The sequence below is a fragment of the Streptomyces sp. DF42 genome (assembly GCF_058267695.1).
Genome location: NZ_CM177859.1, coordinates 2,710,546 through 2,722,181, shown reverse-complemented (window position 1 = coordinate 2,722,181; position 11,636 = coordinate 2,710,546). Strand labels below are relative to the sequence as shown.

9 protein-coding genes are annotated in these 11,636 nt (G+C 70.2%); 3 read left to right on the top strand and 6 right to left on the bottom strand.

The window, feature by feature from the left end; all coding sequences use genetic code 11:
- Positions 1-144: 144 nt before the first annotated feature.
- Entirely contained in the window at positions 145-546 is a 402-nt protein-coding gene (locus ACYUED_RS12450; protein WP_491292347.1) for a hypothetical protein, read from the top strand.
- Positions 547-647: 101 nt separating this feature from the next.
- On the opposite strand, the gene ACYUED_RS12445 is transcribed toward ACYUED_RS12450, so the two are convergent.
- The 3 genes from ACYUED_RS12445 to ACYUED_RS12435 all read right to left on the bottom strand — a co-directional run bounded on the left by ACYUED_RS12445 (position 648) and on the right by ACYUED_RS12435 (position 4,098).
- Positions 648-2,555, bottom strand: a complete 1,908-nt coding sequence (locus tag ACYUED_RS12445) for a S53 family peptidase (RefSeq protein ID WP_491294220.1) — start codon at positions 2,553-2,555, stop codon at positions 648-650.
- A 249-nt stretch (positions 2,556-2,804) separates the two neighbouring features.
- Positions 2,805-3,431 carry a DUF305 domain-containing protein gene (locus tag ACYUED_RS12440; protein ID WP_491292345.1) on the bottom strand — a complete coding sequence of 209 codons (627 nt, stop codon included), beginning with the start codon at positions 3,429-3,431 and terminating at the stop codon, positions 2,805-2,807.
- Between the two features lies 1 nt (position 3,432).
- A complete protein-coding gene (locus ACYUED_RS12435) occupies positions 3,433-4,098 on the bottom strand; it encodes a thioredoxin-like domain-containing protein (protein WP_491292344.1) in 666 nt (221 codons plus the stop codon).
- A gap of 363 nt (positions 4,099-4,461) precedes the next feature.
- Here ACYUED_RS12435 and ACYUED_RS12430 point away from each other — a divergent pair, with 363 nt between their 5' ends.
- Positions 4,462-5,823 carry a glutamine synthetase family protein gene (locus tag ACYUED_RS12430; RefSeq protein WP_491292343.1) on the top strand — a complete coding sequence of 454 codons (1,362 nt, stop codon included), beginning with the start codon at positions 4,462-4,464 and terminating at the stop codon, positions 5,821-5,823.
- Positions 5,824-6,148: 325 nt separating this feature from the next.
- Here ACYUED_RS12430 and ACYUED_RS12425 read toward each other — a convergent pair whose 3' ends face one another.
- Positions 6,149-6,592 (bottom strand): VOC family protein, encoded by a 444-nt coding sequence (locus tag ACYUED_RS12425; protein WP_266585194.1) that lies wholly within the window; start codon positions 6,590-6,592, stop codon positions 6,149-6,151.
- 22 nt (positions 6,593-6,614) lie between these two features.
- Positions 6,615-7,127 carry a pyridoxamine 5'-phosphate oxidase family protein gene (locus ACYUED_RS12420; RefSeq protein ID WP_491292342.1) on the bottom strand — a complete coding sequence of 171 codons (513 nt, stop codon included), beginning with the start codon at positions 7,125-7,127 and terminating at the stop codon, positions 6,615-6,617.
- A 314-nt stretch (positions 7,128-7,441) separates the two neighbouring features.
- Between ACYUED_RS12420 and ACYUED_RS12415 the strand changes: the two genes are divergently transcribed.
- Positions 7,442-10,441, top strand: a complete 3,000-nt coding sequence (locus ACYUED_RS12415; protein WP_491292341.1) for a bifunctional [glutamine synthetase] adenylyltransferase/[glutamine synthetase]-adenylyl-L-tyrosine phosphorylase — start codon at positions 7,442-7,444, stop codon at positions 10,439-10,441.
- Between the two features lie 227 nt (positions 10,442-10,668).
- Here ACYUED_RS12415 and ACYUED_RS12410 read toward each other — a convergent pair whose 3' ends face one another.
- Positions 10,669-11,565: a phosphatase PAP2 family protein gene (locus tag ACYUED_RS12410; RefSeq protein WP_491292340.1), complete on the bottom strand. Its 897-nt coding sequence runs from the start codon at positions 11,563-11,565 to the stop codon at positions 10,669-10,671.
- Positions 11,566-11,636: the final 71 nt, after the last annotated feature.

Sequence of the window (11,636 nt, the reverse complement as noted above, 5' to 3'; positions counted from 1 at the left end):
TCTCGTGCCCGCGTACCGGCACACCGCGATTGGCGTGATCATGGCACGGCCGTATGCTGAATCGTCTTCGCCGGGACGTGCCGCACATTCGCCGCAGTCTCACGCCGAAGGCGCCTGGGGCCGACGGCCGAAGCAGGAGGCGCCGTGCCACGCAAGGCTTTCGCGGTCCTGGACGACCGCGCGTCGGAGTGGGGCTGGTTCCTGGCCTGGGTCGCGGTCGGCGGGTGTGTCGCGCTCGGGCTGGCCGCGCTGCTGACCGTGGGCCTGGTCCTGATCGTCCTGGGGGCCCTGGCCGCCGTGTTCCTGCTGCGCAAGGGGCACCGCAACGCCGTCGTCGGGGGCGTCGCCGGGCTGTCCCTGCCGCTCTTCTACCTCGCCTACCTGAACCGGGGCGGCCCGGGGAACGTCTGCCGGGCGACGGCCGGAGGGGAGACCTGCACCGACGAGTACGCCCCGGTGCCGTTCCTGATCGCCGGTGCGCTGCTCTTCGCCGCCGGATTCCTGGTCTTTCTGATCCTCGACCGTCGGCGCAAAGGAACCGGCTGACTCACGGAAGCCGACTCACGGAAGCCGACGCCGCACACGCGTGCGCCCGCCCCTCCGAGTGAGGAGGAGCGGGCGCACGGCGCTCGGAAGCCCGTAGGACGTCAGTGACGCTTGTACGAGTCCACGTAGCCGTCCGTGGGCGAGCCCACGCCGGTGACGTCGTCGTAGCCCTTCACGGCCGACAGCGAGCTGTCCTTGCCGAGGCTGCGGACCGAGGTGGCCAGACCGCCCGACGCGTCAACGCCGTTCACGAAGTCGACGCGCGCGACCGCCAGGTCGGAACCCGTCGGCTTGTCCGTGACGTCGTGGTACAGCTTCGACCCGAACTTGGAGTAGATCGACGGGTTGGCGAAACCGATCGCCTTGCCGCCGGCCGCCTGCTGGGCCAGCGCCTGCACGGCCGCGATCACCGGAGCGGCGAGCGAGGTGCCGCCGATGCGGTACTCGCTGTACTGCTCCGACCCGTCCGGGAAGGTCTGCGTCTGGCCGACCAGGAAACCGGTGTTGGGGTCGGCGATCGCCGAGATGTCCGGGACCACACGGTTGCCGGCCGCGTTGTTGGCCTTGGCCAGCGCGTCCGGGACGACACCCTTCTGGTAGAAGGGCTCCGCCACCGTCTTGCTGGTGCCGCCGCCCGCACCCGAGGTGAACGCGCCGGGGAAGCCGGTCCAGCTCTTGCCGTCCGCGGACAGCGTGGCCTTCTCGGTGCCCCAGCCGGTCTCCCACAGGTACTTGTCGCCCTTGCCGACGGCGAGGGAGGTACCGCCGACCGCCGTCACCCAGGCCGAGTTGGCGGGGGTGTCGACCTGCTTCGTCTTGGTGTGGGCGACCTCGTCGCCGTTGTCACCGGAGGAGAAGTAGAAGCCGATGCCCTCGACCGCGCCGAACTGGAAGACCTGGTCGTACGCTGCTGCCAGGTCCGGCGTCTGGTTGGCCTCGATGTCGCCCCACGAGTTGGAGACGATGTCGGCGAGGTGGTTGTCGACCACCTTGCTGAGCGAGTCCAGCAGGTCGTCGTCCAGGCAGGACGCGGCGCCCACGTACGTGACGTGCGCGTCCGGCGCGACCGCGTGCACGGCCTCGACGTCGAGGGTCTCCTCGCCGTACCAGCCCGAGGCGTCGCACTCGTCGGCGCCGGTGTGCGTGTACTTCTTGGGCAGCGACTGGCTCAGCTGACCGGTCTTCCAGGCGGCGTCGCCGTGCTTCTTCGCGTAGTTGGCGGCGTCGAAGGCGATGGTCGGCGAGGCGAACGCGTCCGTGATGGCGACACGGACACCCTTGCCGGTGTACGTGCCGGCGCCGTAGGCGGAACGCAGCTGCTTGCCGGTGTAGCCCTTGATGGCGTACGGGATCTTCTTGCCGTACGCGTCGGGCAGCGTGCTCGCGGTGTTCGAGCCGTAGTACGAGGAGAACGGCCCGGCATTCTTGAACACGGCGCCCGGACCGGGCAGCTGGTCGTCGTGGCTCGCCTTGTGCGGCGCGTTGTCGAGACCGGTGACGGTCAGGACGGCGCCCTTCAGGCTGTCGGGTGCCGAGGCCGACTTCGACGGCGCGCGGTACGTCTTGGAGCCCTTGGTGTAGTTGTGCAGCTGGGTGCCGAACGCCTTCTCGGCGGCGGCCACGTCACCGGTGACGGAGACGTAGTGCTGCGAAACTCCGGTGACCTTCAGGCCGTTGGCCGTCAGCCACGACTTGACCGCGGCCACCTGGGCCTTGGTCGCGCCGAAGCGGGACTGCGCCTTCTTGGCACTCAGGTACTTGCCGTACGACGGTGAGCTCGGGTCGGAGACGGCCTTCGCGTACGCGGCGAGGCCCGCCGCGTTCTTGCCGGCCAGGTAGACCCTCAGCGAGACCTGGGCGCCGTTCGAGGCGCCGCCCTTGTCCGCCTTGGCCGTCGCCCACGCGGGCTTGGTGCCCGCGAGTGCGTCCCGGCCGGGGTTGTCCGCAGCGTGTGCCGCGGGTATGCCGAGCGCCAGCGCGCCGGCGAGCATGGGCAGCGTCGCTGCCATGCTCACGGCGCGCAGTTTGGCGCGATTGGATCTCATTGAACCCCCTGCGATGCGGTTCTTCGCATGTGTGGTCGGTCGTCGCTGTGATCCGCGTAGACAACCCGCTCCGCGGCGGAGGCGCGGGCAATGGATCAAGCGATGGGGGTCACTCTCTCGATGAACCGTTCATGCCAGGGGAATGGATAAGCCAAGAGAAACCCAAGGAACCGTCAGGTGGGGCGATTTGAGGCTTTCGTTCCCGCCGGAGGGTTATGAACGCGCTTTCCCGCCACGCTCCTTGAGCATGCCCGCCATCAGGTCGATCTCCGACTTCTGCGCGTCGACCATGCCCTGCGCGAGGCTCTTCTCGACGCCGACCGTGCACGTGGCGACGCAGCCCTCGGCCATGTGGATGCCGCCCTTGTGATGGTCCGTCATCAGCTGCAGATAGAAGATCTCCGCCTGCTTGCCGTTCAGCGTGCCGAGCTTCTTCATCTCGGTGTTGGTCGCCATGCCGGGCATCAGCGAGCCGTCCTTGCCGGAGGCCATGCCGTCCATGCCCATCCAGGTCATCGGCGGGTCGGCCGACACCTTCGGCAGCCCCCACAGATCAAGCCAGCCCAGCAGCATCCCGCGCTGGTTGGCCTGCGTCTGCGCGATGTCGTAGGCGAGCCGCCGTACTTCCGTGTCCTTCGTGCGGTCGCGCACGATGTACGACATCTCGACGGCCTGCTGGTGGTGCACGGCCATGTCCCGTGCGAACCCGGCGTCCGCGGAGCCGGCCGACGGCGTGCTCGTGCTCGACCCGCCGTCCTCGGCGACCGCGTAGGTGATCGCCCCCGCGGCGACGAGCACCGCCGCGGTCGTTCCGGTGATCCAGCCGATGTGCTTCTTCACGTCACATCGTCCCGCCGGTGCACGAGGCGCCCGGCTCGGGAGTCTGCTTGCCCTGCACGTAGGTCTCGAAGAACGTGCCGACCCTCGGGTCGCTCGCACTCGTCACACTCAACTGGTGCCCCCACGCCGACAGTTCGATCGGGGAGGCCTGGTTCGCGTACGGACTCATCAGCGAGTACGGCGTCTGCTTCACCTTCGCGGACAGCGTGTCCAGGTCGGACTTCTTCACCTTGTCGGTGTACGTCACCCAGACCGCGCCGTGCTCCAGCGCGTGCACCGCGTTCTCGTCCTTGACGGCCTTGGTGTAGACGTCGCCGTTGCAGTTGAGCCACACCGGGTTGTGGTCGCCGCCGACCGGAGGGTGCATGGGGTAATTGACGGTCCCCTGGACGTGGTTGCGGGCCAGCTTGCCCGTCCAGGTCCGCACGCTGTCCTTGCTGGTCACGAAGTGCCCCGAGGCCTGCGCCTTGCCGTCGCCCGCCGTGTCGTTCTTGCCGTCCTGCGACTTCACGACGAAGACACCGCCGACCACCAGAGCGGCGACGGTCACGGTGCTCGCGGCGATGATCAGGATCCGGTTGCGCCGCTCGCGGGCCTGCTCGGCGCGCCGCATCTCCTCTATTCGCGCCTTGCGATCCGTGCCGGTGGTCTTGTTGGCGGAGCCCATGGGGTGTCCTTCTACGAAAGGGACGATCGGGTCCGCTGATGGTAATGGGGGCCCTGGGGCGCCCCGAAGGGAGGTCGCGGGAATGGCCGGATCGGCAGGTACCCGACAGGAACCCGCCGAAGAGAAGCGGTGCTCCTCGGGTGGGAGGTGGGGCCGGGCATTACGGATGTCAGTCCGAGCAGGCAAGATGGGCTGTAGAGCCGTACACCTGCCGTATGCCGGGCATTCAGGCCGAGGTCGCCGCGTCGATCATGGTCTGCAACGCGCCTGAAATGCGGTTGTGGTGTGATGCTCAGGTGCCCGACCGCCTCCTGCGGGACACGGAGACAGGCGGCCTGACCAGCAAGGATGGGGAAGCGGAAGATGGACAAGCAGCAGGAGTTCGTGCTCCGGACCTTGGAGGAGCGCGACATCCGGTTCGTACGCCTGTGGTTCACGGACGTGCTGGGCTTCCTCAAGTCCGTGGCCGTGGCCCCGGCCGAGCTCGAACAGGCCTTCGATGAGGGCATCGGCTTCGACGGCTCGGCGATCGAGGGCTTCGCCCGGGTCTACGAGTCCGACATGATCGCCAAGCCGGACCCGTCGACGTTCCAGATCCTGCCCTGGCGCGCCGAGGCCCCCGGCACCGCCCGCATGTTCTGCGACATCCTCATGCCGGACGGCTCCCCGTCCTTCGCCGACCCGCGCTACGTCCTCAAGCGTGCCCTGACCCGCGGCTCCGACCTGGGCTTCACGTTCTACACGCACCCGGAGATCGAGTTCTTCCTGCTGAAGGACCGCCCGCTCGACGGCACCCGACCGACCCCGGCCGACAACTCCGGCTACTTCGACCACACCCCGCAGAACATCGGCATGGACTTCCGCCGCCAGGCGATCACCATGCTGGAGTCGATGGGCATCTCGGTCGAGTTCTCCCACCACGAGGGCGCCCCGGGCCAGCAGGAGATCGACCTCCGGTACGCCGACGCGCTCTCCACGGCCGACAACATCATGACGTTCCGCCTGGTCATGAAGCAGGTGGCGCTGGAGCAGGGCGTGCAGGCGACGTTCATGCCGAAGCCGTTCTCGGAACACCCGGGCAGCGGTATGCACACGCACCTGTCCCTCTTCGAGGGCGACCGCAACGCGTTCTACGAGTCCGGCTCGGAGTACCAGCTCTCCAAGGTCGGCCGCTCCTTCATCGCGGGCCTGCTGAAGCACGCGGCGGAGATCTCGGCGGTCACCAACCAGTGGGTGAACTCGTACAAGCGCATCTGGGGCGGCTCGGAGCGCACCGCAGGCGCCGGTGGCGAGGCACCCTCGTACATCTGCTGGGGCCACAACAACCGCAGCGCCCTGGTCCGCGTTCCGATGTACAAGCCCGGCAAGACGGGCTCCGCACGCGTCGAGGTGCGCTCCATCGACTCCGGCGCCAACCCGTACCTGGCGTACGCCGTCCTCCTGGCCGCCGGCCTCAAGGGCATCGAGGAGGGCTACGAGCTCCCGCCGGGCGCCGAGGACGACGTCTGGGCACTCTCGGACGCCGAGCGCCGCGCGATGGGCATCGAGCCGCTCCCGCAGAACCTCGGCGAGGCCCTCACCCTCATGGAGCGCAGCGACCTGGTCGCCGAGACCCTGGGCGAGCACGTCTTCGACTTCTTCCTGCGCAACAAGCGCCAGGAGTGGGAGGAGTACCGCAGCGAGGTCACCGCGTTCGAGCTGCGGAAGAACCTGCCGGTGCTGTAGGGGCAGGTCAGGGCAGTTGTCTCGGGCTCAGGCCCCCAGGGCCGGCCGTACAGCGGCGCCGGCCCTGGGGGCTTTGGTTCGCCTCGGGCCGTCCGCGGGCCGTCACCGCACTCACGCCTCCCTCATGGAGGAACTGCTGGTGACGGTGCTGCGCGGCGCTGACGGTCGGAGGTCGTCCGGGAGGATCCGGAAGTGGGTGTGGCGGCCGCCCAGTGGGCGGACGGTTCGGACGTCGCGCAGGTCGCGGGTGAGGATGGCGTCCGTGTCGGCGGACGTCCCGGCCCCGGGGCGCGGCCGTGGTTCTGCCGGGTGAACCGTCGCGGCATCAACCACCGCTGCCGGCGGCCAGATCGGCCAGCACCTTGTGCAGCGGTTCCGTCGCCCGGCGGCGGTACTCCTGGATCGCCCAGCCGTTGCCGTCCGGGTCCTTGAAGTACATGAAGGTGGCCCCGTCCTGCGGCGCGAACTGCTGCGGCTCGCTGACCTCCAGGCCGCGCGCGGTCAGCTCCTCGTACGCGGCCTTGGCGTCCGTCACGCACAGCTGCATCCCGTGGTACGTCCCCGGCTGCGGCGTGCCCGTCGGGACCTGCAGTCCGTCGACGAGCGCGATCGAACACCCGGAGCCGGGCGGGGTGAGCTGCACGATCCGCACGCCCTCCATCACCTCGCCGTCGAGGTCAACGTGGAAGCCGACCTTGTCCCGGTAGAACTCCTTGGCCCGGTCCACGTCCGAGACCGGCAGCAACAGCACTTCGAGACTCATGTCCATGGAACGACTCCTTTGTCGTGCGTCAGGTGAACCGCCAGCGCGTCTGGCTGAACGGCTCCCCTTTACCGAAGCCGAAGACCGTGCGCGGCGCCACCGCGAAGACGAAAGCGTGCCCGCCACCGTGATGGAACGCCCCGTTCCGCACGTCGAAGTGCCAGAAGCTGCCGTACTTGGCCTCCCAAGCGGCAGCCAGGCGGCGCAGCCGTTCCTCCTCGACCACGCGCACCGCCTCGCCCTCCACGACCAGGTCGTACCCCTTGTCCCAGGTGTTGCTCCCGGTCGTCAGCGCGACATGCGGATCGGCCGCGAGGTTCCTCGCCTTGCGTTCCTCGGGCCCCGTGCAGAAGTGCAACGCGCCGTCCGCCCACACCGCGGGCAACGGTGTCACATGCGGCCGCCCGTCCGGCCGCACGGTGGAGATCCAGAACAATTCGGCCTCCGCGAGCCGCACCTCGGCCTCGGACCAGTCGGTCGCGGTGGCCTGTGGGTCGCTGTAGCGGGGGTCGAGACGGGTCTGCGGGATGGTGTCCGCCATGATCTGCCCTTCTCTTCATGCTCTCCGTACCGAAGATATGTACGGAGAGGTGACCGTGCGCGCTGCGGGAACTCATCGGTCGAAGCACTCATCGGTGGGGGAACTCATCGGTCGGCCCCCGCCGGTCCGCCGCGGCCTCGGGGGAGGCGTGGCACCACGGCTGCCCGGATCGCACGAGGCCGGACCGGGCCGCGACGACCACCGCCCGGGCCGCGACGACCACCCATCGAAACCGCCGTCCCGTCCCGGCGCTTCTGTCGGTGTCTCCGGTTAGGCTCGGGCCAGGACGACCTTGATCGGACAGGAGGGCGGGGATGACGTTGCCGGGGCGCAGGAGCAGTACCTTCTCTCGGCTGCTGCGGCACGGCTTCACCGGTCCCTCGGCCGCCGAGCGGCTCCTGGACAGCGCTGAGCTGATGCCCGTGCGCGACGACCCGGTGCTGCTCGACGCGCTGGGTGCGACCGCCGACCCGGACCTGGCACTGCTCGGTCTCGTACGACTCCTGGAGGCCCAGCCCGGCCCCACCGCGCGACGCGAGCTGCTCGACACGCTGATAGCGGCCAAGCCCCTGCGCGACCGGCTGCTCGGCGTGCTCGGCGCCTCCGAGGCCCTCGCCGACCACCTGGGCCGCCACCCGCGCGACTGGGAGGCGCTGGTCACGTACGAGCCGCAGGACCTGCACCCGGGGGTGGAGGAGTTCGAGCGGGGCCTGGCCGAGGCGACCGACCCGGTGTCGCTTCGCGTCGCCTACCGCCGCTGTCTGCTGTCCATCGCCGCCCGCGACGTGTGCGGCACCACCGACCTCGCCGAGAGCGCCGCCGAGCTGGCCGACCTCGCCACCGCCACCCTGCGCGCCGCCCTCGCCATCGCCCGCACCGCCGCGCCCGGGGACGCCGCGCTGTGCCGGCTCGCCGTCATCGCGATGGGCAAGTGCGGGGGCCATGAGCTGAACTACGTGTCCGACGTCGACGTCATCTTCGTGGGAGAGGCCGTCGACGGTGCCGACGAGGGCAAGGCCCTGCGCTCCGCCACCAAGCTCGCCTCGCACATGATGCGGATCTGTTCGGAGACGACCGTCGAGGGCTCGATCTGGCCCGTCGACGCCAACCTGCGCCCCGAGGGCAGGAACGGCCCACTGGTGCGCACCCTCTCCAGCCATCTCGCCTACTACCAGCGCTGGGCCAAGACCTGGGAGTTCCAGGCGCTGCTCAAGGCCCGCCCGGTGGCCGGCGACATCGAGCTCGGCGAGGAGTACGTCGCCGCCCTCGAACCCCTCGTCTGGAAGGCCGCCGAGCGCGAGAACTTCGTCGCCGACGTCCAGAAGATGCGCCGCCGCGTCGTCGAGAACATCCCCGCCGCCGAGATCGACCGCGAGCTCAAGCTCGGCCCCGGAGGCCTCAGGGACGTCGAGTTCGCCGTACAGCTCCTGCAGTTGGTGCACGGGCGGGCGGACGCGGCGCTGCGCAGCGGCACCACGCTGGATGCGCTGCAGGCGCTGGCCGCGGGCGGGTACGTGGGGCGCGCCGACGCCGTCCAGCTCGACGAGGCCTACCGCTTCCTGCGTTCCATGGAGCACCGCATCCAGCTCTACCGGCTGCGGCGTACGCACCTGGTGCCGGAGGACGAGACCGACCAGCGCCGTATCGGGCGCTCCCTGGGCCTGCGCACCGACCCGGTCGCCGAGCTGAACCGCGAATGGCGCCGGCACGCCGCCGTCGTCCGCCGTCTGCACGAGAAGCTCTTCTACCGTCCACTGCTCGACGCGGTCGCCCAACTCGCCCCCGGCGAGGCCCGGTTGAGCCCCGAGGCGGCCCGGGAGCGGCTGGTCGCGCTCGGGTACGGCGACCCGGCCGCCGCCCTGCGCCATCTGGAGGCGCTGGCCTCCGGGGTCACCAGGAAGGCCGCCATCCAGCGGACCCTGCTGCCGGTGCTGCTCGGCTGGTTCGCGGACTCCGCCGACCCGGACGCCGGCCTGCTCAACTTCCGCAAGGTGTCGGACGCGCTCGGCAAGACCCCCTGGTATCTGAGGCTGCTGCGGGACGAGGGTGCCGCGGCGGAGAACCTCGCCCGGGTGCTGTCCGCCGGGCGCCTCGCCCCCGACCTGCTGATGCGCGCCCCGGAGGCGGTGGCGCTGCTCGGCGACGGGGACGGCGGCAGCGGCCTCGAACCCCGCGGGCGGGACCAGCTGGAGCAGGAGATCCTCGCCGCGGTCCGCCGCGCGGAGAACGCGCAGCAGGCGGTCACCGCGGCCCGTGGCGTCCGGCGTCGCGAGCTGTTCCGCACGGCCGCCGTCGACATCGTCGGCTCCTACGGCACCGAGACCCAGCCGGCCGAGGCCGACCAGGGCGCGCTGGTGGACCGGGTCGGCGGCGCGCTGTCCGACCTGACCGCGGCGACGCTCGCGGGCACGCTGCGCGCGGTGGTGCGGGAGGGCTGGGGCGACACCCTGCCGACCCGGTTCGCGGTCATCGGCATGGGGCGCTTCGGCGGACACGAACTGGGCTACGGCTCCGACGCCGACGTGCTCTTCGTGCACGAACCGGGCGACGGCGTGGCGGAGCAGGAGGCCTCCGAGGCAGCCAACCGGGTCGTCTCCGAGATGCGGCGGCTGCTGCAGATCCCGAGTACGGACCCGCCGCTGCTGATCGACGCGGACCTGCGGCCGGAGGGCAAGTCCGGCCCGCTCGTACGGACGCTCAAGTCGTACGAGGCCTACTACCGTCGCTGGTCCCTGGTCTGGGAGTCGCAGGCGCTGCTGCGCGCCGAACCCGTCGCAGGGGACGAGGACCTGGGCCGCCGCTTCATCGAGCTGATCGCCCCGCTGCGGTACCCGGCGGAGGGGCTCGGGGACGACGCCGTACGGGAGATCCGGCGGCTGAAGGCCCGGATGGAATCGGAACGACTGCCGCGCGGCGCCGACCCGAAGCTGCACACCAAGCTCGGGCCCGGCGGCCTGTCCGACATCGAGTGGACCGTGCAGCTGCTGCAGCTGCAGCACGGGTGGGCCGAGCCGGGCCTGCGCACGACCCGCACCCGAGAGGCACTGGCGGCGGCCTGCGCGGCCGAGCTGATCGCGGGCGAGGACGCGGAGATCCTGGACGAGGCGTGGGTGCTCGCCACTCGCGTGCGCAACGCCGTGATGCTGGTGCGCGGGCGGGCCGGGGACACGTTCCCGTCGGACGGACGTGAGCTGGCCGCCGTGGGGCGGTACCTGGGGTACGGGGACGGGCATGTGGGCGACATGCTCGACGCGTACCGGAGGACCGCGCGGCGGGCGCGGGCGGTGGTGGAGGAGCTGTTCTACGGAGCGTAGGCCTCCGGCGGTGGGGCGGGAGGCGGTGCGGGTGAGTGGGGGTTCGCGCTTCTGGGGGCTGCGCCCCCAGACCCCCATCGGCCTAGCGGCCTCGTCCTCAAACGCCGGACGGGCTGGATTGCGGCGTGCCTCGTCCTGAAACGCCGACGGGCTGAAATGCCACGCGCCTCGCGCTGAAACGCCGGACGGGCTGAGGAGCGGTGCCCGCCAGTGGGAGTGCTGCCTCTTCAGGGGCGCGAGGAACTGCGCGACGAGTCACGACGCAGCCGCAGACGACCGGCGGCCCGGTTCGGCAGCGTCGGCGGAACGTCGCGTGGCAGCGCGTACGGCAACGCCCCGTACGAGAGCCGCGCCACCGTGAACCCGAAGGCCAGGCACAGCAGCCCCCCGATCGCGTCCAGCCAGAAGTGGTTGGCCGTCGCGACGATCACCGTAAGGGTCGCCACCGGATAGAGAAGGCCCAGCACCCGCACCCACGGCACCCTGGACAGGGCGAAGATCGTCAGGCCGCACCACACGGACCAGCCGATGTGCATGGACGGCATGGCGGCGTACTGGTTCGACACGTGCTTCAGGTCGCCGGAGGCCATCGACCCCCAGGTGTGGTGGACCATGACCGTGTCGATGAAGTGGCTGCCGGTCATGAGACGCGGCGGCGCCAGCGGATACAGGTAGTAACCGACGAGGGCCACACCCGTCGTCGCGAACAGCACCAGACGCGTCGCCGCGTAGCGGCCCGGGTGACTGCGGTACAGCCACACCAGCACACCCAGCGTGACCACGAAGTGCAGCGTCGCGTAGTAGTAGTTCATGCCGACGATCAGCCAAGTCACCGAGTTGACGGTGTGGTTGACGGACTCCTCGACGGCGAGGCCGAGATGGTGCTCCATCCGCCAGAGCCAGTCGGCGTTGCGCAGTGCCGCGCCGCGCTGCTCGGGGACCGCGTTGCGGATCAGTGAGTACGTCCAGTAACTCACCGCGATCAGAAGGACCTCGAACCAGAGGCGGGGACGGCGGGGGGTGCGCAGCCGGCGCAGGAAAGGCGGACCGTTCACGGCCGTGGGGGAGTCCGGAGCGGCCGTCTGCTCACGGTCTTCCAGACTGGTCACGGTCGAGTCACCCATAGGCACAAAGTCTGCCAGAAATGCCTTCCGTCACCGATCATCCCTCGGTCGGGTTCGGACCGCATGTTCTA